This window comes from Paenibacillus durus ATCC 35681 (genome assembly GCF_000993825.1).
GTDB lineage: Bacteria > Bacillota > Bacilli > Paenibacillales > Paenibacillaceae > Paenibacillus_AQ > Paenibacillus_AQ durus_B.
This window is the reverse complement of the sequence record NZ_CP011114.1, coordinates 5,543,241-5,568,409: the sequence shown is the minus strand read 5'-3', so window position 1 is coordinate 5,568,409 and position 25,169 is coordinate 5,543,241. Positions and strand designations below refer to the sequence as shown.

Genomic DNA, 25,169 nt, shown 5'->3' with positions numbered 1-25,169 from the left:
TTGCTAACTATTATTGATTCAATGACATGACTTATTTTCATGTAAAAATGTAAAGAAAAGTACTTGCTTTGCAGCATGTATTACATTTTTTAGTATCGAAAAGGAGTGGCTGCCAGTGACAAGGACATGGTGGAAGGAAGCCGTTATTTATCAGGTATATCCGAGAAGCTTCAGAGACAGCGACGGCGATGGAATCGGCGATCTTAAAGGGATTGAAGAAAAGTTGGATTATCTGAAAGAGCTTGGGGTCGATGTGATTTGGCTGGGACCTGTATATAAATCTCCGAATGATGATTACGGTTATGATGTGAGCAATTATTACGAGATTATGGATGAATTCGGGAGTATGGATGACTGGACGAGCCTAAGCAGCGAAATTCACCGCCGGGGCATGAAAATCATGATGGATATTATCCTTAACCACACCTCCGACGAACACGCGTGGTTTCAGGCTTCCAAAGCGCCGGGGAGCAATCCGTACCGTGATTATTACTACTGGCGTGATGGCGATCGTGAGCCGAACAACTGGGAATCGTTCTTTGGCGGGTCGGCCTGGAAATACGATGAGGAGGCCCGCGCCTACTATCTTCATTTATTCTCCGCCAAGCAGCCGGATCTGAACTGGTCGCATGCTGCGCTAAGGAAGGAAATGTACAGCATGATGCGTTTTTGGCTGGACAAGGGTGTGGATGCTTTTCGCCTTGATGCGGTTAACCTTCTGGTCAAGCCTGGTGAATGGCAGGATGCGGAGCCGGCCGAACCGGATCATTGCCTGGCCCCGTGCGGGCATTTAATTGCCAATGGCGAAGGGATTCACGATATTTTTCAGGAGATGAACAATGAGGTTTTCTCCAACTACCCCATGTTTACCGTTGCGGAAATGGCCGGGGTATCGGCGGAGGAGGGACTGCTCTATACGGATTCCGCCCGCAAAGAGCTGGACAGCATAATCTATTTTGAGCATATGGATGTTGATAACGGCCCGGGCGGTCGCTGGGAGACCATTCCGTTCTCTCTGCAGGCCTTTAAGCAAATTATTACACGCTGGCAGCTCAAGCTTCAGGGCAAGGGTTGGATCGGACTTTATCTGAACAATCATGATCAGCCGCGCGTTGTTTCGCGTTGGGGCAATGACACCCGCTACCGCGTAGAAAGCGCCAAAATGTTCGCTACCTGCATTCATATGCTCCAAGGCTCTCCTTACATATATCAAGGCGAGGAGATCGGCATGACCAATATCCGGTTTGACAGGATTAAGGATTACCGGGATGTGGAGACCCTTAACTACTACAGAATTGAATGCGAAACCAAAGGGCGCTCTCATGAAGAGGTGATGCGGGATATTTATCTGAAAAGCCGGGACAATGCCCGTACCCCCATGCAGTGGGATGACAGCGTGTACGCTGGGTTTGGAACCGTGCAGCCGTGGATTGATGTGAATCCTAACTATAAGGAAGTAAACGTGGAGAAGGCTCTCGCCGATCCTGATTCCGTTCTGCATTACTACCGTGAGCTAATCCGGCTGCGCAAACGGTATGATGTGATCGTCTACGGCGATTATAGTCCACTGCTTGAGGAGCATTCTGATGTATTCGCATATAGGCGAACGCTGAATGATGAGGCGCTGATTGTCGTTACCAACTTCTCCGAGCGGGAGCAGATGGTTGATCTGGGTGAACCAACCTCGCAGCCGAGCCTGCTGCTGGCCAATTATCCCGCTGCGGAAGAACCGCTTACAGCGCTGCGGCTGCGCCCCTTTGAAGCGAGGATCTATCTTGCGCGCAACCATATCTCGTAGCAAATTTGCAGCAGCTTGAAAAGATATACCGGAAGAAAGCGGCTGCCGCCCTGAAAAGAGGACGATAGCCGTTTTTTTCATAAAAAATGCTTTAGGCTGCGGACTTGTTATGCTGATCATGATTCACAGGCAACCTGGTGCTGCTCAGTTACAAAAAGCCGATGAACCTGTATCAAGAGCGACTTCATATGGGTAATGTATCGATAGAGAAATGGGTGAGGGACGTATTCCGTACGCCCGGACGGCATTGTTTGATTTTTTTTGAACAAGGACTTGGCATTTCGGAAGAATGTGCTATAATAATAAAAAAAGTCAAAGAAAGTCAAAGTCAACAGAGCAAACAGCAGGTGATTACTTATTCGTTCCCGTTCGCTTTTTCAAGTATGCGGTGTACAGTTTAGGCCACACTAGTAGGGCTTGAACAGAATCTAAATCCGGGCTTGTCAGCCGGCTTTATACGGGATTCGGCTCTTTGCACTTTGGTTAAAGTTCCTTTAAAGGTTGAGGCCGGAGAGGAACGGTGCCATCGGCTGCATCTGCAAGCTCTGAATCTGGAGGATGAGTGATGCGTAATATCTCCGATATCATCGAACAATATCTGAAGAATATTTTGCATGAAAGTCCCGAAGGCACAGTGGAAATTCAACGCAACGATCTGGCGGACTCTTTTTCCTGCGTACCCTCCCAGATCAATTATGTAATCAGCACACGCTTTACGCTTGAAAAGGGCTATTTGGTGGAGAGCAAGCGCGGCGGAGGCGGATATATCCGCATTCAGCGCATTGAGCTTCCGCAGCACTCGGCGCTGCATACGCATCTTAACCAGAAAATTGGCTCGGGCATCGACCAGAGTACAGCTGAGGGGCTTATTTATCAGCTCGAGGAGGCCGGGTTTTTGACCAGACGAGAAGCCTGCCTTATGCGCGCCGCCATTTCGCGTGAATGCATTGCGGTTAAGCTCCCCCATCGGGACGAAATTCGTTCCAAAATGATGAAGGCGATGCTGATCTCACTGCTCAGCAAATAATTCGGCGCTTAAAGGGAGGATTTCGTTATATGCTTTGCCAAGAGTGTGGTGTCAGACCGGCAACGCTTCATTTCACAAAGATTGTGAATGGAGAGAAGACGGAATTTCATATTTGCGAGAACTGTGCTAGGGAAAAGGGTGAATTAATACCGGGTACGTCGGGCGGTTTCTCCATTCACAGCCTGCTTTCGGGTTTATTGGATTTGGAGGGGGCGAGCAAGGGGAAATCCACTGCCGAACCAAAGCCTCACGAAGTTCGCTGCGAGGAATGCGGCATGACCTACGGGCAGTTCAGCAAGCTCGGACGCTTTGGCTGCAGCTCCTGCTATAAGTATTTTGACAAGGGTCTTGATCCGCTCTTCAAAAGAGTGCACGGCAGCACGAGCCATGTGGGGAAAATCCCCAAACGCATCGGTGCGCAAATCCAGTTCAAGCGGCAAATTGATGAATTGAAGGAACAGCTTCAGCAAGCAATAGTGGAGGAAGAGTTCGAAAGCGCCGCTGAACTGAGGGATCAGATTCGAAAACTTGAAAAAGAAATTGCACAAGAGTAAAGTCTTAAGATATATAGGGGGAATGCACGATGCCAGATCTCCGGTTTACCGAACAAGCGCTAAGTGAATGGATGCGCAGCGGCGGCAGCCACTCCGAGATTGTAATCAGCACGCGTGTGCGGATCGCCCGCAATATACAGCATCACCCTTTTCCTCTTCTGGCTACAAAGAATCAGGCTGATGAAATCTTGAATGTACTGGCTCCGGTTGTTGACCAGAATCAGGAGGCGGGATACGGCACGTTTGAGCTTGTGAAGCTTGACGAGCTGGAAGAGTTGGATAAGAAGGTACTGGTCGAGAAGCATCTGATCAGTCCCAATCTTGTGAATGACTCCCGCAGCGGGGCGGTGCTGCTGAATGAAGACGAGTCGGTCAGCATCATGTTAAATGAAGAAGACCATCTTCGTATTCAATGCCTGTTTCCCGGTTTTCAGGTTCGCGAGGCCTGGGAGAGGGCAACCGCGATAGATGATATCTTCGAGGAATCCGTCGATTACGCTTTTGACGTCAAAAGAGGCTATTTAACCAGTTGCCCGACCAATGTCGGCACAGGACTTCGCGCTTCGGTTATGATGCATCTTCCGGCGCTTGTCATGACCCATCAGATCAGCCGTATTCTCTCGGCTGTCAACCAGGTGGGGCTTACGGCAAGAGGGATTTACGGGGAAGGCAGTGAAGCTGCCGGGAATATCTTTCAGATTTCCAATCAGATTACACTGGGGCAGACCGAAGCTGAGATTATAGACAACTTGCATGGTGTAGCTATCCAGATTATCGAGCATGAACGCAATGCGCGCCAGCGGCTGCTGGATGATTCCGCTTTGCGGATTACAGACCGCATCATGAGGTCGTACGGGATTTTGTCCTACGCGGCCGTAATGGAATTGAAGGAAGCTTCCCAGCGTCTGTCGGATGTGCGGCTTGGCGTAGATTTGGGAATCCTGAAAGCTCCATCCATCTCGGTGCTCAATGAGCTGAATGTCAAGACGCAGCCTGGGTTTCTGCAGAAAATGTTTGGCGAGGAGCTGAGCTCGGCGGAATGCGATATGTACCGGGCGAAGCTGCTCCGGGATACGTTGGGGATTACACATTAATTATAGATATTTGATTATATTTGGAGGTGCAGGATTATGATGTTTGGCAGATTTACAGAACGCGCGCAAAAAGTACTTGCGTTGGCACAGGAAGAGGCCGTTCGGCTGGGACACAATAATATCGGCACAGAACATATTTTGCTCGGACTTATTCGCGAAGGCGACGGCATTGCCGCCAAAGCTTTGATTGCCCTTGGTCTCGGTCTGGAAAAAATTCAGGACGAGGTAGAGACGCTGATCGGCAGAGGACAAGAGCAGCCGACGAACATCGCGTACACCCCGCGAGCCAAGAAGGTCATCGAGCTGTCGATGGACGAAGCCCGTAAGCTGGGCCACACCTACGTTGGCACCGAGCACATCCTCCTTGGACTCATCCGCGAGGGTGAAGGCGTAGCTGCCCGCGTACTGAACAACCTGGGCATCAGCCTGAACAAGGCCCGTCAACAGGTTCTGCAGCTGCTGGGTAGCAGCGAGTCCACTTCGAGCCACAGCGGCGGCCCATCCAATGTCAGCACACCGACGCTTGACGGATTGGCCCGCGACCTGACGGCTTATGCCAAAGATGGACATCTTGACCCGGTTATCGGGCGAAGCAAAGAAATTGAACGCGTCATTCAGGTGCTGAGCCGCCGGACGAAGAACAATCCGGTGCTGATCGGTGAGCCTGGGGTAGGTAAAACGGCAATCGCCGAAGGCTTGGCACAAAAGATTATCAATAACGAGATTCCCGAAACACTGCGTGACAAGCGTGTAATGACGCTGGATATGGGCTCGGTCGTTGCCGGCACCAAATATCGCGGTGAATTCGAAGATCGTCTCAAAAAGATCATGGATGAAATTCGTCAGGCGGGCAACATTGTGCTCTTCATCGACGAATTGCATACGCTGATCGGCGCAGGCGGGGCTGAGGGCGCCATTGACGCCTCCAACATTCTGAAACCTGCGCTGGCCCGCGGCGAGCTGCAATGCATCGGCGCGACAACGCTGGATGAGTACCGCAAGTACATCGAGAAGGATGCGGCTCTGGAGCGTCGCTTCCAACCGATCACGGTAGATCAGCCTACTCCGGACGAAGCCGTTCAAATCCTTTACGGCCTGCGTGACCGCTATGAAGCGCATCACCGCGTAAAAATTACGGATGAGGCGATCGTTCAAGCCGTGAAGCTGTCCGACCGCTATATCACCGACCGCTTCCTGCCGGACAAGGCGATCGATCTTATTGATGAAGCGGGCTCCAAAGTAAGGCTGAACTCTTATACGATTCCGCCGAATTTGAAAGAGCTGGAAACCCGGCTGGACGATATCCGCAAGGAGAAAGACGCCGCTGTGCAAAGCCAGGAGTTCGAAAAAGCGGCTGCCCTTCGTGATACGGAGCAAAAAATCCGCGAAGAGCTTGATACGACGAAGAATCAATGGAAAGAAAAACAAGGCCGTACCGATTCCGAGGTTACCCCTGAGGATATCGCTCAAGTGGTGGCCAGCTGGACCGGAATTCCGGTTAATAAGCTGAAAGAAGAAGAGACGGAACGCCTGCTTAATATGGAAGCCCTGCTGCATGATCGGGTTATCGGCCAGGATGAAGCCGTCAAAGCGGTCAGCCGGGCCATCCGCCGGGCTCGCGCGGGTCTGAAAGATCCGAAGCGTCCGATGGGCTCCTTTATCTTCCTCGGCCCGACTGGGGTTGGTAAGACGGAACTTGCGCGTGCTCTTGCCGAAGCAATGTTTGGAGACGAGAATGCCGTTATCCGTATTGATATGTCGGAGTACATGGAGAAACACTCCACTTCCCGCCTTGTAGGGGCGCCTCCGGGATATGTAGGCTACGAAGAAGGCGGACAGCTTACCGAGAAAGTACGCCGCAAGCCGTACTCGGTAGTTCTGCTCGATGAAATTGAGAAGGCGCACCCTGAAGTGTTCAACATTCTGCTGCAGGTGCTGGAAGACGGCCGCTTGACCGATTCCAAAGGCCGCGTTGTCGATTTCCGCAATACGCTGATCATTCTGACCTCGAACGTTGGCGCTCAAGCGATCAAACGCAACTCCACGCTCGGATTTACGGCGGTACAGGATGCCGGCGCCGAGTACTCGAGCATGAAGGGCAAAGTCATGGATGAGCTGAAGAAGAGCTTCCGTCCGGAGTTCCTGAACCGGATCGACGAAATCATCGTATTCCACTCGCTGGAAGAGAAGCACATCGCCGAGATCGTTACGCTGATGTCCGAAGAGCTGCGCAAGCGGCTGCGTGAATACGCCGTCGATTTCGAACTGACGGACAATGCGAAAGCTTTCCTGGCGAAAGAAGGATTTGATCCGGCCTTCGGAGCGCGTCCGCTGCGCCGCGCAATCCAGAAGCATATCGAGGACCGTCTGTCCGAAGAGATGCTGAAAGGCAATATTACCAAGGGCGATTTGCTCAAGATTGACGAAGAGAACGGCGAACTGACAGTGCGCAAGAAAGAGACGGTATCGCTGGAGAAGGACGGAGAATAAGATACAAGCCTAATGAATAGGCATGGATAATTACAGAAGGAGAGCCGCTTCCTTGTTCGGAAGCAGGCTCTCTTTTTTGGCATATATGGATATATATGCTGTACCCATTTCCCGAATGCTCTTTCGTTCACCGCCCTTAAATGGTAAACTTTGATTGACAGGGAAAAATCCGCGATTTGAAGAAGCGGCGGCATGGTTAAACGGTTCGAAGGAGAAATTATGGCAAAGACAAAAACAAAATTTTACTGCACTGAATGCGGGTACGAGTCTCCGAAATGGCTCGGGAAATGCCCGGGATGTCAGGCTTGGAATAGCATGGTGGAGGAAACGGAAAGCGTAGTCAAAACTCAGGGAATGAGCACTCCCGTTTTTCATAGTAAAGAAAAGCCGCAGTCCATCATAAATATAGAAAGCGATCAGGAACCGCGCATATTGACCGGCATCGGAGAACTAAACCGGGTGCTTGGGGGCGGGATTGTGCCGGGATCTCTAGTGCTTGTGGGAGGCGACCCGGGCATAGGGAAATCGACGCTGCTGCTGCAGACCTCACATGCGCTGACCACGCAGGGATTGCGCGTGCTGTACATTTCAGGAGAAGAATCGGTTCGTCAGACGAGGCTGCGGGCGGACCGGCTCGGAGCCCTGTCATCCGAGCTGTATGTGCTCTGTGAGACCAATATGGAGGCGATTGAGGAAGCGATTGAGGCGATTCAGCCTAATTTTCTGGTCATTGACTCCATACAGACGGTGTTTCTGCCGGAAGTGACAAGCGCGCCGGGGAGCGTGTCGCAGGTTCGCGAATGTACGACAAGATTTATGCGGATCGCCAAGATTCGCGGCATTGCGACCGTACTGGTCGGGCATGTTACGAAGGAAGGCGCAATCGCGGGACCCCGGATGCTGGAGCATATGGTGGACTGCGTGCTGTATTTCGAAGGCGAGCGCCATCATACGTACCGGCTGCTGCGGGCCGTCAAGAACCGTTTCGGTTCGACGAATGAAATCGGCATTTTTGAAATGGGCGAAATCGGCCTGTCCGAGGTTGGCAATCCGTCTGAGCTGTTCCTTTCCGAGCGGCCCCTTGGCGTAGCGGGTTCCACAGTTGTAGCCAGCATGGAGGGTACGCGCCCGGTGCTGGTGGAACTGCAGGCGCTTGTCGCCGCCACGCATTTCCCCTCGCCGAGGAGGATGTCAACCGGACTGGATAACCAAAGGATGGCGCTCATTATCGCTGTGCTGGAGAAGCGGATGGGCATGTTCCTGCAGAATCAGGATGCCTATCTTAACGTTGCGGGCGGGGTTAAGCTGGATGAGCCGGCCATTGATCTGGCAGTCGCGGTCAGTATTGCTTCGAGCTTCCGGGATATCCCGACCCAGCCGTACGACGTATTCTTCGGCGAGGTGGGGCTTACGGGGGAAGTCAGAGGCGTCGCGCGCGCGGAGACGCGCGTCAAGGAAGCCGCCAAGCTGGGGTTCCGCCGGGTTATTATGCCCGAGAAGAGCCTGAAAGGCTGGAAGCATCCGCAGGATATACAGATTATCGGGGTAAGTACCGTAGCAGACGCATTAGCGGTCGCATTAAATTAGGGGGCAGAGGAATGAAAGATTATCAACTGGAAAATATGAACGATCTGCTCAGGCTAGCCGCACCGGGCACATCCTTTCGGGAAGGGCTGGAAAATGTGCTGCGGGCCAAGACAGGCGCGCTGATTGTCGTCGGCTACAGTCCCGAGGTGATGGAGGTAGTGGATGGGGGATTTTCCATCAACTGTGATTTTTCACCCAATTATTTGTATGAGCTGGCCAAGATGGACGGCGCGATTATTCTGAGTGAAGATCTAAAACGCATACTATATGCCAACACTCAATTGATTCCCGACCCCTCGATTACCTCGATCGAGACGGGAATCCGCCACCGGACGGCTGAACGGGTTGCGAAACAGACAGGCAAGCTGGTCGTATCCATTTCCCAGCGGCGCAACATCATCACGCTCTATCAGGGCTCCATCCGGTATGCGCTTAAAGATATCGGCGTCATTCTGACCAAAGCCAACCAAGCGATTCAGACCTTGGAGAAGTATAAAGCCGTCCTCACCCAGTCGCTGACGAACCTCTCGGCCTCCGAGTACGAAGGCATCGTTACCGTGCCTGAAGTAGTTGGTGTCATTCAGCGTGTGGAGATGGTGCTCCGTATCAAGATGGAGATCAAGCGCTATATCACCGAGCTGGGCAACGAAGGACGCCTGATCAGCATGCAGATGGAAGAACTGGTCGGAAATACCGAGGAAGAGGCGTGGCTTCTGTACAGAGACTATGCAAGGGAAGAGGAAGAAGACAAAATCCGCGAAATTATCGCCGGACTGAAGCGAGCGAGCGACGATGAGCTGATGGACGACAATCATATCGCCCGGCTTCTCGGCTTCTCGTCTACCTCTGTCTCTTCCGAAGAGTCGGTCACACCGCGTGGCTACCGGCTGCTTAACAAAATTCCCCGGCTGCCGAATGTCATTATCCGTAATCTGGTGGAACGTTTCGAAATACTGCCCAATCTCATGATGGCGAGCATAGCGGAACTGGATGAGGTAGATGGAATCGGAGAGGCGCGGGCGCGGGGAATTCAGGACGGATTAAAACGGCTGCAAAAACAAGTTCTTATTGACAGGCAAATGTAAATAACATACAATCACACGTATTGTTAGAAACGTTAAGACCTACCGAATAATATAGGGGGTGACGAAATGATACAAAAATCAATTCCGAGTCTGTTCACGCTGGGAAATTTATTGCTCGGAATGTTCGGCATCATGATGGCGCTCAACGGTAAAATCGGTATGGCGGCAATTATGGTCATTATCGCGATGCTTGCCGATTGCCTGGACGGCCGTGTAGCCCGGGCTCTTGGCGCGGAAAGCGAATTTGGCAAAGAGCTGGACTCGCTGTCGGATGTTGTTTCCTTTGGTGTCGCACCCGCTCTTATAATGTACGTGGCAAGTCTGCACGATTTGCATAATGCGTTGGCTTGGTCGGTTACCGCTATTTTTCCAATGTTCGGTGCGCTTCGTTTGGCCCGCTTCAATGTCCACCCGGGTATTCCCGGTTATTTCATTGGCCTGCCGATCCCGGCAGCCGGAGGCGTACTTTCGACGCTGTCCCTGTTCCATAAGGATGTGCCCCCGGTTTTCATGGTTATCGCTGCGCTGCTTCTGTCCTACCTGATGGTCAGCACGGTGAAGTATCCGAATTTTAAAAAAGTCGGGCTGCCCAGAAAAGCGGTCATCGGCGCACCGGTCGTCGTTATCATTGCTGTAGCAGTTGCTGTTGTATTTCCGGACCAGATTTCTAAAATGATCTTTGTTCTGCTGGCCTTATACGCCTTGTACGGCTTCAAGCAGAATATTGACAGACTGGCGGCCAGACGCCGCCGCCGCAACAGAAGACGTTCGGATGACGAGGCTTATCACTCCAAGAACGGGTAAGTCTCCGATCCTAATAATTAAAGAGCCGGTTCCACGCTTGAAGGGTGTGGTAACCGGCTCTTATTTATTATGTTACGGTGGATCGCATACCATACGGAAGATTGGATGGCAGATCCGGCATCTACGACAAATTGAACAGTCCAAGGGTTGCGCATTTTTGTGATTCCTTCACGACGACCTCGTCCATATTGATCCCAAGCAAATTACACAGCGCCGACATGTAGAACAGCTCCCGGCCAAGCTCGGAGCCAATGACCTCACGACAGTTCTCGCACAACTCTCCCTTAACATGAGTGCCAGCGTTTTCCTTCGCCTCTTCCAGACTTACACCGGATTCAAACACTTGCTTGGTGGCATGAAGCTCGATACAGCCGCACTCCGTTATCGCCTTGACGACGGCGCGGTTGACTGATGCGCTGCTTTGACCGTTCTTGGACAGCACATCCAGAAGACTACGGTGTCTTAGCAGCAACTCGGAGACTTGGTCTTGAAAAGCCTGTAAACTCGGTGCGCTCATTAGCCATTCCCTCCGTTTCTTAATTGAGTTCATTATATGATACGCAAAAGCTCTTTTTCAACGGGTCTAAGGTACAAATCGAGGGCAGCGGCTCTATGTCCATTTTTCATAAAAAAATGGGTCTTCCACGATTACCTTTCCGAAAATTGGAACATACTGGGGGATAGGTGTGAGATTAAGGAGGTGCGTAAACGATGTGGAAAAAATGGATTTTATTATTTGCCGCACTATGCGGAGGCTTTTCGGGCTACTCGCTGTATCATGCCGCAGAGCGGGATTTTCCGGAAGGCATGAACAGGCTGGGAAACACCCTGCCGATTGAAGGAAGTCTTTTGTTTGCGGTGCTGGGTGCCATTATTTTTTTGTTCGCGGTGGCGTTATGCGCAGATTGGGCGGAGGAAAGACTGCGGAAGGCGGTACGGTACTGTTCTCAGAAGCCGATGGATGAATTGGCTGCCGGAACGGCGGGAATTTTGGGGGGATTGCTGCTGGCGCTGCTGCTCTATCCTTGCATAACATGGCTGGGCAAAGCAGGCGAGCTCCTTCAGGTGCCTGTTACGGCTGGCTTGGGATATTTGGGGCTGCGAATAGGTCTTGAGAAGAAGAGGGAGCTGGCGGCGCTCTGGGCAACTGGAAGGTTCGGCCAAGCTACGGAGCCGGAAGCCCCAGGTCCGGAGGAGCATAAAATTCTCGATACCAGCGTCATCATCGACGGACGGATTGCGGATATTTGCAAGACGGGATTCATTGAGGGAACCATTGTCATCCCTGAATTTGTGCTGGAGGAGCTGCAGCATATTGCCGACTCATCCGATCTGCTCAAGCGCAACAGGGGCCGCCGGGGTCTGGACATTCTCAATAAAATACAAAAAGAGCTGGACGTTAAGGTGCTGATATACGAGGGGGATTTCGAGGAAATCTCCGAGGTGGACAGCAAGCTGGTGAAGCTGGCGAAGGTGCTGCATGGCAAAGTCGTAACCAATGATTTCAATTTAAACAAGGTATGCGAGCTGCAAGGCGTCTCTGTGCTGAATATCAATGACCTGGCCAATGCGGTGAAGCCGGTGGTGCTGCCGGGCGAGGAGATCATCGTTCAGGTAATCAAGGACGGCAAGGAGCACGGACAAGGGGTCGCCTATCTGGATGACGGTACCATGATTGTCGTGGAGGGCGGCCGCGAATTTATCGGCAGCACGATGGAAGTGCTTGTGACCAGCGTGCTGCAGACGTCGGCGGGGCGGATGATTTTTGCGAAGCCGAAGCTTCTGGAAAAAGCACAGTAGCACCAGGGCGCTTAAACGGGGAACCGTTTAAGCGCCCTCTTTCTGTTCGTAAGGCGCTGCATACTGTTCTTCATACGCTTCCCCTTCCTCGGACGGACCCACTGGGGAAGCGATACTTCTTCTGGCGTTTGTCCCGTCTTTCTCTATATAGGAGAAAGCCTTCCGTAAACGCCGCCAGGCTTGGAAAAGCCGGACAAACACGCTATGATGGGGGTATACGTGAAATTACCCGCCAGATAAGTGTTGTCGCTATAATGTATTGGGGATGCACGATGCGGGGGATTCGGGATAAAGACAGGAGCTTACAAGAATGGCAAACAGTGTCGGCGTCGTCGTTGTGGCGGCAGGCAGAGGAACACGAATGGGAACGGAAGAAAGCAAGCAGTATCTGCTGCTGCAGGGCAAGCCGATCGTCGTGCATACGCTGGAAGTGTTCCAGCGGCACGAACGGATCTCGGAGATCGTGCTCGTTACCGGAGCGGAGGATATGGAACGCTGCCGGAAATGGAGCGAGGAGTACGGGCTGAGCAAAATAAAAGACATCGTAGCCGGCGGTGCCGAGCGGCAGCATTCCGTATACCGGGGACTGGAACGGCTAAGTACGGAATGGGTAATGGTCCATGACGGAGTCCGGCCGTTTGTGCGTCCCTCTGATATAGACGCCTGCTATGAAGAAGCGGGGCGGACCGGCGCGTCCGTCCTTGCCGTTCCGGTCAAGGATACGATCAAGCAGGTAGACGAGCGGGGGAGAGTGCTCTCCACGCCGGACCGGCGCAGTCTGTGGGCGATCCAGACCCCGCAGACTTTTCGTCTGTCACAGCTTCGCGCGGCTTATGAAGCGGCGGACAAGGAAGGTTTTGTCGGCACCGATGATTCCAGCCTGGCCGAGCGGGCCGGGATACCGGTTGCCGTAGTGGAAGGAAGCTACAGCAATATTAAAATTACAACGCCCGATGATTTGGAGTATGCGGAATTTACAGTAACTATGAGGAGAGAGGGACAAGCATGATCGCTGTAGGACAAGGATTTGACGTGCATCAGCTGGTCGAAGGACGGCCGTGCATCATAGGAGGAGTAACGATTCCGTATGAGAAGGGGCTGCTGGGGCATTCGGACGCCGATGTGCTGCTGCATGCGATCAGCGACGCCATTCTAGGCGCCTTGGGCCTCGGCGACATCGGCCGGCATTTTCCCGACACGGACCCCGCCTTCAAGGATGCGGACAGCCTGAAACTGCTGGAGCATGTCTGGGAGCTGGCCAAGGAGCGCGGCTACCGTCTGGGAAATATCGATTCCACCATTATCGCCCAGAAGCCGAAGATGGCGCCGTATATTCCGCAAATGACGGAGATTATCGCCCGGGCGCTGGAGGCGCAGCCGTCTCAGGTCAACGTAAAGGCGACCACAACGGAGCAGCTTGGCTTCACCGGACGGGGCGAGGGTATTGCGGCTCAATCTATTGTCTGCCTGCTCCAAAATATGCTATCATCATGAGATGACTGCAAGTAGAGCGAATCAACGAAATGAAAGAGCGGAGGAACTAAAATGGGAGATCAAGTCCGGGTGCGGTACGCGCCAAGCCCTACGGGACATTTACATATCGGCAATGCCAGAACGGCTCTATTCAATTATTTGTACGCCCGGAACCAAGGCGGCAAATTCATTATCCGGATCGAAGATACGGACGTGAAGCGCAACATCGTCGGTGGCGAAGAAAGCCAGCTGAAATATTTGAAATGGCTGGGAATGGATTGGGACGAGAGCATAGACGTCGGCGGCGAATACGGCCCATACCGCCAGACGGAGCGGCTTGATCTGTACCGTGTATACTGGCAGGATCTTATTGACCGCGGGCTCGCTTACCGCTGCTACTGCACCGAGGAAGAACTGGAAGCGGAGCGCGAGGAGCAGCTTGCCCGGGGAGAGACACCGCGTTATTCCGGGAAGCACCGCAACCTGACCGATGAGCAGCGCGCCGCTTATGAACGGGAAGGCCGCGTCGCAAGCATCCGGTTCCGTGTTCCGGAAGACCGGACCTATTCCTTTAATGACATCGTCAAGGGTCCAATCTCCTTCCAGACAACGGAAATGGGCGATTTTGTCATTGTGAAAAGAGACGGAATTCCAACGTATAACTTCGCAGTGGCCGTTGATGACCATTTAATGAAGATTACCCATGTGCTGCGCGGGGAAGACCATATCTCCAACACTCCCCGCCAGCTTATGATATATGAAGCCCTTGGATGGGAAGCGCCATTGTTCGGCCATATGACCCTGATTGTCGGCGAAGACCATAAGAAGCTTAGCAAGCGCAATGAATCGATTATCCAGTTCATCTCGCAGTACGAGGATCTGGGGTACCTGCCGGAAGCGCTGTTCAACTTTATTGCGCTGCTGGGCTGGTCGCCGGAAGGGGAGGAAGAGATTTTCAGCAAAGAAGAGCTGATCTCTATCTTTAATGCCGACCGCCTGTCCAAGAGTCCGGCTGTATTCGACACCAACAAGCTGGCGCATTTGAACAACCACTATATCAAGCATGCCGATCCGCAGCGGATTGCCGATCTGGCGATCCCTCATTTGCAAAAGGCCGGAAGACTGCCTGCGGAGCTCAGCGATGAGCAGCGCGCTTGGGCGGAAAGCCTTGTCGCTCTTTATCAGGAGCAGATGGTGGCGGCTTCGGATATTGTCGATCTGTCGGGAATTTTCTTCCGTACCCATCTGGAACTGGATGCGGAAGCGGCGTCAATCCTTTCGGAAAGCCAAGTTCCGGTAGTGCTCTCTGCCTTTTTGACGAAGATTGAAGCGGCTGGAGAGTTTACACCTGCGGCGATCGGGGCATTAATTAAGGAAGTGCAGAAGGAGACGGGGAACAAGGGCAAAGCGCTGTTTATGCCGATCCGTGTCGCTGTAACCGGGCAGACGCACGGGCGCGACCTTAATGCGACTATTGCCCTCATCGGGCGCAGCCGTGTCATCGACCGTCTCAAGGCCCAGATAAAAGGAGCCTAAAAGTCTTGGGGAATAGGCAAATCCTCTTGTCAGTCCTTGCGCTTTTCGCTAAGATAAAGAGTAGAAAATAATCGAAAAAGCTGCGATCAGGAGAAGTACGCGTATAACAGCCATTTACAGAGAGAATAACCGCGAAAAGGTCTGCCTTTTCAGGCTGGAAGTTATTCATGGCACACCGTGGAAAATGCGCCTGTGAGCTGTGCGGTTGAGCGGTTGCTCGTATTAGGCACCGTTAGGCCGCGCCGGAGACATCACCGTTACGGATGCCAAGGGGGACAAAGAGCCTGCCGTTTTTTAGGCGGGAGTCATTGTCCAAGCAGAGTGGGACCGCGCGACGACGTCTCTGCAGCTTTATGCTGCAGGGGCGTTTTTTGTTGAAATATAGAGACTGCAGCGGCCGCTTATAGAGATCAAGAAAAAAGCGGATTATCTTCTTCGCTCTGCCTGACAACAGGAGGCGAGGAAGCATGGAGGGGGAACCGCGATGTTTGAGCATATCAAAGCGGACATTCAGGTGGTGCTTGACAATGATCCTGCAGCCCGCAGCCGGTTCGAGGTCTTCTTTACTTATGCCGGTCTGCATTCGATCTGGGCTCACCGGATTGCCCATCGCTTATACAGACGCGAATGGTTTACGGTGGCGCGCATGGTGTCGCAATTCAGCAGGTTTATGACAGGAATCGAGATTCATCCCGGCGCGCGTATAGGCAAAAGATTGTTCATCGATCATGGTATGGGCGTGGTTATTGGAGAAACCTGTGAAATTGGCGACGATGTTATCATCTACCAGGGGGTCACACTGGGAGGAACAGGTAAAGAGAAAGGGAAGCGCCATCCAACCGTTGGCAATAATGTGGTTATTGGCTCCGGTGCCAAAGTGCTCGGCTCATTCCGGATTGGAGATAACTGCAACGTCGGCTCGAACTCGGTCGTGCTGCGGGAAGTGCCGGACAACAGTACGGTTGTGGGTAATCCCGGCCGCATCGTGAAGCGCAACGGAGAGCGGGTAAGAGACAGATTGGATCATACGAAGCTGCCCGATCCGGTTATCGATTCCTTGCGTTTTCTGCAAAAAGAGATCGAAGAACTGCGCCAGCAGATCGGCGGGGAAGACGGGCAAAAGGCGGAGCAGCGCAGGCTGGAAAGCGAGCAGTATTTCGGAGATTACGAAATTTAACCAGGCAACTGGCGACGGCCCTGACAAGGCCGAGCGAGAAAGGATTGAGCAGTATGGCGCTCAGTATTTACAATACGTTATCACGGAGCAAGGAGGAATTCATTCCACTTGTCCCGGGCAAAGTTAAAATGTATGTATGCGGTCCGACCGTTTACGGATACATCCATATCGGAAATGCAAGGCCGGTCATTGTGTTCGATATCGTTCGCAGCTATCTTGAGCAGCTCGGCAACGAGGTCGATTATGTGGTCAACTTTACGGATGTGGACGACAAGCTGATCCGCAAGGCCGAAGAGATGAACATGACTGTGCCCGAAGTGGCCGAGAAGTTCATTGCGGCGTTCCTTGAGGATATTGAAGGTCTTGGGGCTAGACCGGCTACCCGTAATCCGCGCGTGACGCAGAGTATGGATTTGATTATCGAATTCATCAAAGAATTGGTGGATAAAGGCTATGCTTACGAAAGCGGCGGGGATGTCTTCTACCGCACCGCCAAATTCGAGAGCTACGGCAAGCTGTCCCGCCAGAACCTGGAAGAGCTTCAGTTCGGCATTCGCGTCGAAGTCGATTCGCGCAAGGAGAATCCTGAAGACTTCGTGCTGTGGAAAGCGGCGAAGCCGGGCGAGATCTTCTGGCACAGCCCATGGGGAAATGGACGCCCCGGTTGGCATATTGAGTGCTCGGCCATGGCCCGCGAATTCCTGGGAGACACCATCGATATCCACGGCGGCGGGCAGGATTTGACCTTTCCGCATCATGAATGCGAATGCGCGCAGAGCGAGGCGCTGACCGGCAAGCCGCTGGCAAATTACTGGATGCATAACGGCTTTCTCAATATCGGCGACGAAAAAATGTCGAAATCACTCGGCAACGGTCTGCTCGTCAAAGACTTCCGCAGCCGCTACAAAGCGGGGGCGATCCGCTACTTCATGCTCTCGACGCATTACCGGAACCCGCTGAACTTCGGCGAAGAGTCGCTGCAGTCGGCAGAGAAAAGCGTTGAACGGATAGCAAGCGCCGCAGGAAACGTCAAGTACCGCCTGGATTTGGCAGAAGGCGACGCCGCAGGGGAGCCGAGTGCAGAGCTCGCGGCTAAGCTCGAGGCCATTTTGAAGCAGTACCATGAAAAAATGCAGGACGATTTCAATACGCCGGATGCAATTACGGCTGTGTTTGAATGGGTGAACGCGGCCAATGCGGCGATGGCGGACAATAATCTGCCGGCGGCTGATCTGGCTGCGCTGCTGAAGGCTTTTGAAGAGATGAACGCCGTGCTTCGGCTTGTTCCCGAAACGGAAGAAGAGGGCACCGACGACGAAATAGAGCGCCTGATCGAGGAGCGCGTGGAAGCGCGGAAAGCGAAGAACTGGAGCCGGGCCGATGAAATTCGCGATATTTTGAACGGCATGGGTATTGTGCTTGAAGATACTCCGCAGGGAATGCGGTGGAAGCGCAAATGAGTGAAGGCTGGTTTCCTTATTCGCCTTCCAAGCCGGTTAAGCTGATTTCACCTATAGTGCTTGCGTACATTGGAGACGCGATTTATGAGGTGGCGATACGGCAGTATCTCATTTCGCGTCCCAACCTGCGCCCGAATCATCTTCACCGCGCTGCGACCGGGTTCGTGTCGGCCAAAGCGCAGAGCAAGATTCTAAGCTTGCTGGAACCGGAGCTTACGGATGAGGAGAAGGACATAATTCGGCAGGGACGCAACGCCAAGTCGGGCACCATACCGAAAAATGCCGATGTGCTGGAGTATCGCTACGCCACGGCCTTCGAATGCCTGATCGGCTATCTGTATTACACCGGGCAGCAGGCAAGGTTGCAGGAATTGATACACAGGGGCATTCAGCAAATGGAAAGTTAGAACCGGGAGGATACCATTATGGTTGAAGATTACGATAAGACCGAAGAAATATTGGCCGGCAAGCATTCGGTGCTTGAAGCGCTGCGCGCAGGCCGGACACTTAATAAAATATGGATCGCGGAGAACGCGCAAAAAGCGCTGACGGCTCCCATCGTGGCCGAAGCCCGTCAGGCGGGCGTCATTATCCAGCATGTAGATAAGCGCAAGCTGGATCAGCTTGCTCCCGGATTGCAGCATCAGGGAGTGGTTGCCCAGGCCGCTCCTTACGCCTACGCGGAAGTCGAGGATCTGTTGGCCGCCGCTGAAGCCAAGGGGGAGCCTCCGTTCCTGCTGCTTCTGGACGAAATAGAAGATCCGCATAACCTGGGTTCAATCCTCCGCAGCGCCGATTGCACCGGGGTTCATGGTGTAATTGTGCCCAAACGGCGTTCTGCGCAAATAACAGCCACGGTATCGAGGACATCCGCCGGTGCGGTGGAATATGTGCCTGTTGCGCGGGTAACGAATCTGGGGCAGACAATCGACCGACTGAAGGAGCTTGGAATCTGGGTTGTCGGAACGGATGTCGATACAGATCAGGATTTGTTCGGCTCCGATATCTTTACCGGTCCGGTTGCGGTAGTGATCGGGAACGAGAGCAAGGGCATGGGCAGGCTGATCCGCGAAAAATGCGATATGCTGCTGAAGCTTCCGATGGTTGGTAGAATCAACTCACTCAATGCTTCTGTAGCCGCGGGCGTTATTATGTACGAGGTGCTGCGGCGCCGTCGCAGACCGGAATAGCGATGAAAGACCTGCGCGATGTGTTGCTGGTGGACGGATATAATATGATCGGCGGCTGGCCGGAGCTCGCTGCGCTTTCCCAGACCGGCATGCAGGAAGCGCGTGACCGGCTGCTCGATTTGCTCGCCGATTATCAGGCCTATTCGGGGCGGCGCGTTATCGCCGTGTTTGACGCCTATCGGGTGCCGGGCCTCGGCCGTTCTTTTATCCAGGGCAAGGTTCAAGTCTATTTCACGAAGGAAAAAGAAACGGCGGATGAGTGTATCGAGCGGCTCGTCGGGGAGTACAGCCACCGCCGCCGGCAGATTTATGTGGCCACCAGCGATTCAACCGAGCAGCATGTCATTTTTGCACAGGGAGCGCTGCGAGTTTCGGCCAGGGAGCTCCGGCTGGAGGTGGAGGAGATGCAGCGGGAGGTCAAAAAGACAATCGAACCGCGAAATACCCGTTCCTCCCGGCATACCCTTGAGGATAAGCTCCCGCCCGAAGTACGCAGCCGGCTGGAAGATTGGCGAAGACAATAAATATCCGGACATGTTAGGGAAGTTCCAGAAAACTGTAATTTTATGTTATTGATGATTGATACTTGGTTAAAACGTTATTGACGGTGTAAGGTAACGTAATATATACTGTTCGTATATTTCACGAAGTAACGATGCGTCCTGCGTTGCAGCCGGGGGGATTCTTGGTGAGTGTCGACCTCAAGGAACTAATGCTTTCCGAGTATGAATTCATAAGCGACGAAGACATCGTCGAAGCTTTTCGAAGCGGTGACGGTGGCGCGTTGGAACATCTGATCAACAAATACCGCAATTTTGTGCGCGCTAAGGCCCGGTCCTATTTTCTGATCGGAGCGGATCGCGAGGATATTGTGCAGGAAGGCATGATCGGCCTGTACAAGGCGATTCGTGATTTCAAGGGTGACAAGTTGTCCTCTTTCAAGGCTTTTGCCGAGCTGTGCATTACCCGGCAGATCATTACAGCTATCAAGACGGCCACACGCCAGAAGCATATTCCGCTGAATTCTTACGTTTCTTTGGACAAGCCGATTTATGATGAGGATTCGGATCGCACTCTGATGGACGTTATTTGCGGCTCGCAGGTGCTCGACCCCGAGGAACTGATCATTAATCAGGAAGAATTCATCGGACTTGAGGACAAGATGGCTGAAATTCTCAGCGATTTGGAGCGTAAAGTGCTGATGCTCTATCTTGATGGACGGTCTTATCAGGAAATCGCCGAGGATCTGAAGCGGCATGTGAAGTCGATTGATAACGCTCTGCAGCGGGTAAAGCGGAAACTTGAAAGATATCTGGAAGTGCGTGACAATTAGTGATATAATATGAACCGGAAAGGCTCGTATACGAGTCTTTTTTTAATTGGAGAACTGTCGGATGGTTTAACTATGGCGGAAATATATAATACTAGATATCAGACCGGCGGATGCAAGTGAAAGCTGGAGAATAAGGAATGCGGACACGCTTGGACAAGTTGTTTCAGAAATTCGTTGACATTGGGCTTGGCGTTATGATAAAGTGTTTTAGGTAGGCCCAAATTCGCGGCTTTTTTTGGATATAAACAAAGTTGAGGCTTTAGGCTGGAGCTTTGATTATATTTTGAAAAAGAGATGCCATCCACGAAAAGAACGGACAGCCGTTTTTTTCATGGGATCAATTTTTGCGTCTTTCGGTTCTGCGAATCGAGAGAACGTTTCGGGAGGTGCACAGCATGCGGGTAATTATCACTTTGGCTTGTACAAGTTGCAAACAAAGAAACTACGCGACGACCAAAAACAAGCGTAATCATCCCGACCGCATGGAGTTGAAGAAGTTTTGCAAGTTTTGCAATGCGCAAACTCCTCATCGCGAAACTAGATAGTTTGTTGGAGGTGTAGTCGGCGTGAAACGCAGTTTCAAGTCTTTGTTTTCCTTTTTCACTGAGAGCTGGACTGAACTTAAGAAGGTTCGATGGCCCAATCGTAAAGAACTAACCAACTATACATTGATCGTTCTAGGTACAATCGTAGTTGTCGCGCTTTATTTCTGGGTTCTGGACATCGGTATTTCCGCTGTGATCGAAGCGATTATTTAGAGAGGTCCCAGGTGGCTTGATATGGAAAAAAGATGGTACGTCGTTCATACCTACTCCGGGTATGAGAACAAGGTCAAAGCCAATTTGGAAAAGCGCGTTGAGTCCATGGGCATGGAAGACAAAATATTCCGCGTTCTTGTTCCTATGGAAGAAGAAGTGGTAAACAAGGATGGCAAGAAGAAGGCCGTCATGCGTAAAGTTTACCCCGGTTATGTTTTGGTCGAAATGATTCAGACGGATGATTCCTGGTATGTTGTTCGCAACACGCCGGGCGTTACGGGATTCGTAGGTTCGACGGGTTCGGGTTCCAAGCCAACTGCATTGCTTCCGGAAGAGGTTGAACAAATTCTGAAGCATATGGGCATGGTTGAGCCGAAACCGAAGATCGATTTCGAAATAAAGGAATCCGTACGCATTATGGTTGGTCCTTTTGCGAATTTTGTGGGCTCCGTGGAAGAAATTTTGGCTGACAAGAGCAAGATCAAGGTTCATGTCAACATGTTTGGAAGAGAAACCCCGCTGGAGTTGGATTTCACTCAAGTGGAGAAAATATAACACAAGGGTTTCTTGTGAACGGACGGCTTGCCGTTCGAGTCCAGTACTTAGGTCAAGGAGGTGTCACTCATGGCTAAAAAAGTTATCAAAATGGTGAAACTGCAGATTCCTGCAGGGAAAGCGAACCCTGCGCCTCCGGTAGGTCCGGCGCTTGGTCAAGCAGGTGTCAACATCATGGCATTCTGTAAGGAATTCAACGCCCGTACCGCCGACCAAGCCGGTCTGATTATCCCGGTTGAAATCACGGTATTCGAGGATCGTTCCTTTACGTTCATCACCAAAACTCCTCCGGCTGCTGTTCTGCTCCGCATCGCTGCGAAAGTAGAAAAAGGCTCCGGCGAACCGAACAAGAAAAAAGTTGCCAAGCTGAACCGCGCCGCAGTGCGTGAAATCGCTGAGCAAAAAATGCCCGACCTGAACGCTGCATCCGTGGAAGCGGCTATGCGTATGGTTGAGGGAACTGCCCGCAGCATGGGCATCACGATCGAAGACTAATTCGACTTCGTGCAGACCGGTCTCCTGGAGACCGCATTATGTGGGAGGATATTCCGCTAATACCACAAAGGAGGAACATTTTCATGGCTAAACATGGTAAGAAATACCTGGAAGCTGTCAAGCTGATTGACAGCGAAGCGACTTACGAGCCTGCAGAAGCCGTTGAGCTTGTGAAGAAGGCGGCAACTGCCAAATTCGACGAAACCGTTGAAGCGGCTGTCCGTCTGGGCGTAGACCCTCGTAAACAAGACCAAGCCGTCCGCGGCGTTGTTGTCCTGCCTCATGGCACAGGCAAAACCCAGCGCGTGCTTGTATTTGCGAAAGGTGACAAAGCGAAGGAAGCGGAAGCGGCTGGCGCCGATTTTGTTGGCGATCAAGATATGATCAACAAAATCCAACAAGGCTGGTTCGAATTCGACGTCTGCGTAGCTACACCTGATATGATGAGTGAAGTCGGTAAACTGGGCCGTCTGCTCGGTGGTAAAGGCCTTATGCCTAACCCTAAAGCCGGCACCGTTACATTCGATGTTGCCAAGGCTGTTCAAGAAATTAAAGCCGGTAAAATCGAGTACCGTCTGGACAAAGCGGGTCAAATTCATGCGCCAATCGGCAAAGTGTCTTTTGATGCTGCTCAACTGAACGAGAACCTTAAAGCACTTATCGATGCGTTGAACCGTGCGAAACCGGCTGCAGCCAAAGGGGTATACCTTAAAGGCATCGCCGTATCTTCGACAATGGGACCAAGCGCTCGTGTAAGCACGGCTTCTTATAGATAATTCGGGATTGACTCTCGGGACAATCTTTGATAATCTATAACAGTTGTGATGAGTTAGGGTCTTCTACTTAACTTTGAATATGCTTGCCGTAGACAGTAGGTGCCGCAAGGCTTAATTTCCTACCGAGGTGTTATGATAGAAACAAAGGAAACGGTGCTCCGTATACCTATCGTTTTATCAAGCCTTCGTGAATCTGCGGAGGCTTTTCTAATGCCTGCGTAGGAACGGCGGAGCTTTTCGTTAATAGCGCGCCGTATAAATTATCAGGAGGTGTAATCATTGGCAAATGCTAAAGTAATTGAAGCTAAACAGGAAGCGGTTGATGTCGTTACCGGCAAACTGCAAAACAGCATAACTACTGTTGTTGCGGACTACCGAGGATTGAACGTTTCCCAAGTAACCGAACTTCGCAAGCAGCTTCGCGAAGCGGGCGTTGAATTCCAAGTTCTTAAGAACACGCTGCTTCGCCGCGCAACCGCTGCGGCTGAGCTGACCGAACTGGATGAAGTTCTGACAGGTCCTACAGCTATCGCCTTCAGTGCGAATGATGCAGTGGCACCGGCCAAAATTTTGAACGATTTTGCCAAAAAGAACGACGCTTTGAAACTGAAAGGCGGCGTTGTAGAAGGTAAAGTAATCGGCGCGGATCAAATCAAAGCACTGGCAGAACTTCCTTCCCGCGAAGGACTGCTGTCCATGCTGCTTAGCGTTCTTCAAGCACCAATGCGCAACTTCGCGCTGGCAGTCAAAGCTGTCGCCGACAAGGAAGAGCAAAGCGCGTAACACAAACCGGAATTTCAATCTAAAAATTTCAATATAATTGGAGGTTTAATCATGAGTAAAGAAGCAATCTTGGAAGAAATCAAAGGCATGAGTGTACTGGAACTGAACGAACTGGTTAAAGCAATCGAAGAAGAATTCGGCGTAACTGCAGCAGCTCCTGTAGCAGTTGCTGGCGGCGCAGCAGTAGCTGCTGAAGCAGAGCAAACTGAATTCGACGTAATCCTGACAAACGCTGGCGGTTCCAAGATCAACGTAATCAAAGTTGTTCGCGAAATCACTGGCCTGGGTCTGAAAGAAGCTAAGGATCTGGTAGACAACGCTCCTAAGCCGATCAAAGAAAAAGTAAGCAAAGAAGACGCAGATGCTGTCAAAGCAAAGCTGGAAGAAGCAGGCGCAGCTGTAGAAGTGAAGTAATTGTAAGCAACATCCTTGGGAGCGAAGAGATTCCTCCCATCCATTGCAGCCCCTTGAACTTGTTCAAGGGGTTTGCTGTATGCCAAGGATCTAAGGTGGTTACTGAGCAATCCAGAAGAGGGAGGAATGGGTATGTCCCAGCATTATTACTCGCAGCAGCCGGAAGCCCGTCATGACAGACGCGTTATTAGCGCAGTGCTTAGGGGCACAACTTTTCGATTTACAAGCGATGCCGGCGTGTTCTCCAAAGGAGATGTGGATTATGGCAGCCGGGCGCTGATTGAAGCCATGGAAATTCCAGACGGATCTTCGGTGCTTGATGTGGGCTGTGGATATGGGCCGATTGGTCTTGCAGCAGCGCGTCTGGCTCCCGGAGGAATCGTGACGATGCTTGATATTAACAGCCGGGCAGTTGAGCTGGCCCGCGAAAATGCGAAACTGAATGGAATTTCAAATGTGAAGATCATGGAAAGCGATGTGCTGGCTGCAGTGGCTGGACAGACCTTTGATGTTATTCTAACCAATCCTCCCATTCGTGCGGGGAAATCGGTGGTCCATCGTATTTTTGAGGAAGCTTATGAGCATTTGAATGAAAACGGAGCACTCTGGGTCGTTATCCAGAAGAAGCAGGGCGCGCCTTCGGCGGCGGCCAAGCTGGAGAGTCTGTTCGGAGAAGTACAGGAGATTGGGAAAGACAAGGGATACCGAATTTTAAAAGCTGAAAAAATCACTAAATAAATAGGCTGACATTATTGACACGGGATGTTGGTAGTGGTATTATTATAAAATGTCAGTATTAAGATAGGCTCCATGTCTTTAGTTTGCTGAAATGTCAAGCGTCAACATTGTCAACGGCAGGCGCATGCCGAGGGCAAGTTTGCGCGGAAACGCCTATTAGCAGCCGTTTTCCTTTGAGGGAGAGGGGTGATGAGGGCCGTAACGCATAAACACACGCTGGTTAACGTATAATACGTACGTTT

Annotated in this window: 27 protein-coding genes and 1 other annotated feature; of the genes, 26 read left to right on the top strand and 1 reads right to left on the bottom strand. The window is 51.9% G+C overall.

Annotated elements, in window-relative coordinates; genetic code table 11:
- Nucleotides 1-115 precede the first annotated feature (115 nt).
- From VK70_RS26130 to pssA, 8 genes are all read left to right on the top strand, one after another.
- The gene (locus VK70_RS26130) at nt 116-1,798 is read left to right on the top strand and encodes an alpha-glucosidase (protein ID WP_025695867.1); all 1,683 of its coding nucleotides are present in this window, start codon (nt 116-118) and stop codon (nt 1,796-1,798) included.
- A 565-nt stretch (nt 1,799-2,363) separates the two neighbouring features.
- Nucleotides 2,364-2,825: a CtsR family transcriptional regulator gene (locus tag VK70_RS26125; RefSeq protein WP_025695866.1), complete on the top strand. Its 462-nt coding sequence runs from the start codon at nt 2,364-2,366 to the stop codon at nt 2,823-2,825.
- 29 nt (nt 2,826-2,854) lie between these two features.
- The gene (locus VK70_RS26120) at nt 2,855-3,379 is read left to right on the top strand and encodes a protein-arginine kinase activator protein McsA (RefSeq protein ID WP_025695865.1); all 525 of its coding nucleotides are present in this window, start codon (nt 2,855-2,857) and stop codon (nt 3,377-3,379) included.
- 29 nt (nt 3,380-3,408) lie between these two features.
- On the top strand, nt 3,409-4,473 hold the full coding sequence (locus VK70_RS26115) for a protein-arginine kinase McsB (protein ID WP_025695864.1): 1,065 nt from the start codon (nt 3,409-3,411) through the stop codon (nt 4,471-4,473).
- A gap of 36 nt (nt 4,474-4,509) precedes the next feature.
- Nucleotides 4,510-6,963, top strand: coding sequence for an ATP-dependent protease ATP-binding subunit ClpC (gene clpC / locus VK70_RS26110; protein WP_046724000.1), 2,454 nt, complete (start codon nt 4,510-4,512; stop codon nt 6,961-6,963).
- 219 nt (nt 6,964-7,182) lie between these two features.
- Nucleotides 7,183-8,550, top strand: coding sequence for a DNA repair protein RadA (radA, locus tag VK70_RS26105; RefSeq protein ID WP_025693614.1), 1,368 nt, complete (start codon nt 7,183-7,185; stop codon nt 8,548-8,550).
- A gap of 11 nt (nt 8,551-8,561) precedes the next feature.
- Nucleotides 8,562-9,635 (top strand): DNA integrity scanning diadenylate cyclase DisA, encoded by a 1,074-nt coding sequence (gene disA / locus VK70_RS26100; RefSeq protein ID WP_025693615.1) that lies wholly within the window; start codon nt 8,562-8,564, stop codon nt 9,633-9,635.
- 66 nt (nt 9,636-9,701) lie between these two features.
- Complete coding sequence (gene pssA, locus VK70_RS26095) at nt 9,702-10,439, top strand: CDP-diacylglycerol--serine O-phosphatidyltransferase (RefSeq protein ID WP_046723998.1); 738 nt, start codon at nt 9,702-9,704, stop codon at nt 10,437-10,439.
- 121 nt (nt 10,440-10,560) lie between these two features.
- Here pssA and VK70_RS26090 read toward each other — a convergent pair whose 3' ends face one another.
- Nucleotides 10,561-10,956 (bottom strand): nucleoside triphosphate pyrophosphohydrolase family protein, encoded by a 396-nt coding sequence (locus tag VK70_RS26090; protein WP_025695485.1) that lies wholly within the window; start codon nt 10,954-10,956, stop codon nt 10,561-10,563.
- A 194-nt stretch (nt 10,957-11,150) separates the two neighbouring features.
- Here VK70_RS26090 and VK70_RS26085 point away from each other — a divergent pair, with 194 nt between their 5' ends.
- From VK70_RS26085 to VK70_RS26005, 18 genes are all read left to right on the top strand, one after another.
- Nucleotides 11,151-12,239, top strand: coding sequence for a PIN/TRAM domain-containing protein (locus tag VK70_RS26085; RefSeq protein ID WP_025695486.1), 1,089 nt, complete (start codon nt 11,151-11,153; stop codon nt 12,237-12,239).
- Between the two features lie 310 nt (nt 12,240-12,549).
- The gene (gene ispD, locus VK70_RS26080; protein ID WP_025695487.1) at nt 12,550-13,248 is read left to right on the top strand and encodes a 2-C-methyl-D-erythritol 4-phosphate cytidylyltransferase; all 699 of its coding nucleotides are present in this window, start codon (nt 12,550-12,552) and stop codon (nt 13,246-13,248) included.
- Nucleotides 13,245-13,733 carry a 2-C-methyl-D-erythritol 2,4-cyclodiphosphate synthase gene (ispF, locus tag VK70_RS26075; protein WP_025695488.1) on the top strand — a complete coding sequence of 163 codons (489 nt, stop codon included), beginning with the start codon at nt 13,245-13,247 and terminating at the stop codon, nt 13,731-13,733. Before ispD ends, ispF begins: the two co-directional genes overlap by 4 nt.
- Before the next feature lie 51 nt (nt 13,734-13,784).
- Nucleotides 13,785-15,248, top strand: a complete 1,464-nt coding sequence (gltX, locus tag VK70_RS26070) for a glutamate--tRNA ligase (RefSeq protein WP_025695489.1) — start codon at nt 13,785-13,787, stop codon at nt 15,246-15,248.
- Nucleotides 15,249-15,732: 484 nt separating this feature from the next.
- Nucleotides 15,733-16,425 (top strand): serine O-acetyltransferase, encoded by a 693-nt coding sequence (gene cysE, locus VK70_RS26065; protein ID WP_025695490.1) that lies wholly within the window; start codon nt 15,733-15,735, stop codon nt 16,423-16,425.
- 53 nt (nt 16,426-16,478) lie between these two features.
- Nucleotides 16,479-17,885, top strand: a complete 1,407-nt coding sequence (gene cysS, locus VK70_RS26060; protein WP_025695491.1) for a cysteine--tRNA ligase — start codon at nt 16,479-16,481, stop codon at nt 17,883-17,885.
- Complete coding sequence (locus VK70_RS26055; RefSeq protein WP_025691678.1) at nt 17,882-18,292, top strand: Mini-ribonuclease 3; 411 nt, start codon at nt 17,882-17,884, stop codon at nt 18,290-18,292. The genes cysS and VK70_RS26055 overlap by 4 nt, the downstream gene beginning before the upstream one ends.
- An 18-nt stretch (nt 18,293-18,310) precedes the next feature.
- Nucleotides 18,311-19,075 carry a 23S rRNA (guanosine(2251)-2'-O)-methyltransferase RlmB gene (gene rlmB / locus VK70_RS26050; RefSeq protein ID WP_025691677.1) on the top strand — a complete coding sequence of 255 codons (765 nt, stop codon included), beginning with the start codon at nt 18,311-18,313 and terminating at the stop codon, nt 19,073-19,075.
- 2 nt (nt 19,076-19,077) lie between these two features.
- The gene (locus VK70_RS26045; protein ID WP_046723997.1) at nt 19,078-19,599 is read left to right on the top strand and encodes an NYN domain-containing protein; all 522 of its coding nucleotides are present in this window, start codon (nt 19,078-19,080) and stop codon (nt 19,597-19,599) included.
- 164 nt (nt 19,600-19,763) lie between these two features.
- Nucleotides 19,764-20,408: an RNA polymerase sporulation sigma factor SigH gene (gene sigH / locus VK70_RS26040; RefSeq protein WP_025699363.1), complete on the top strand. Its 645-nt coding sequence runs from the start codon at nt 19,764-19,766 to the stop codon at nt 20,406-20,408.
- 395 nt (nt 20,409-20,803) lie between these two features.
- Nucleotides 20,804-20,953, top strand: coding sequence for a 50S ribosomal protein L33 (rpmG, locus tag VK70_RS27615; RefSeq protein WP_081755001.1), 150 nt, complete (start codon nt 20,804-20,806; stop codon nt 20,951-20,953).
- Between the two features lie 21 nt (nt 20,954-20,974).
- The gene (gene secE / locus VK70_RS26035) at nt 20,975-21,166 is read left to right on the top strand and encodes a preprotein translocase subunit SecE (RefSeq protein WP_025699365.1); all 192 of its coding nucleotides are present in this window, start codon (nt 20,975-20,977) and stop codon (nt 21,164-21,166) included.
- A gap of 21 nt (nt 21,167-21,187) precedes the next feature.
- Entirely contained in the window at nt 21,188-21,721 is a 534-nt protein-coding gene (gene nusG / locus VK70_RS26030; protein WP_025336689.1) for a transcription termination/antitermination protein NusG, read from the top strand.
- Between the two features lie 69 nt (nt 21,722-21,790).
- The gene (gene rplK / locus VK70_RS26025; RefSeq protein WP_025691673.1) at nt 21,791-22,216 is read left to right on the top strand and encodes a 50S ribosomal protein L11; all 426 of its coding nucleotides are present in this window, start codon (nt 21,791-21,793) and stop codon (nt 22,214-22,216) included.
- An 83-nt stretch (nt 22,217-22,299) separates the two neighbouring features.
- Nucleotides 22,300-22,992 (top strand): 50S ribosomal protein L1, encoded by a 693-nt coding sequence (rplA, locus tag VK70_RS26020; protein WP_025699367.1) that lies wholly within the window; start codon nt 22,300-22,302, stop codon nt 22,990-22,992.
- A gap of 68 nt (nt 22,993-23,060) precedes the next feature.
- Nucleotides 23,061-23,210: a sequence feature (ribosomal protein L10 leader region), on the top strand.
- A 61-nt stretch (nt 23,211-23,271) separates the two neighbouring features.
- Entirely contained in the window at nt 23,272-23,775 is a 504-nt protein-coding gene (rplJ, locus tag VK70_RS26015) for a 50S ribosomal protein L10 (RefSeq protein WP_025691671.1), read from the top strand.
- 51 nt (nt 23,776-23,826) lie between these two features.
- The gene (gene rplL / locus VK70_RS26010) at nt 23,827-24,189 is read left to right on the top strand and encodes a 50S ribosomal protein L7/L12 (RefSeq protein ID WP_025699370.1); all 363 of its coding nucleotides are present in this window, start codon (nt 23,827-23,829) and stop codon (nt 24,187-24,189) included.
- A gap of 132 nt (nt 24,190-24,321) precedes the next feature.
- Nucleotides 24,322-24,927 carry a class I SAM-dependent methyltransferase gene (locus VK70_RS26005; RefSeq protein WP_025699372.1) on the top strand — a complete coding sequence of 202 codons (606 nt, stop codon included), beginning with the start codon at nt 24,322-24,324 and terminating at the stop codon, nt 24,925-24,927.
- Nucleotides 24,928-25,169: the final 242 nt, after the last annotated feature.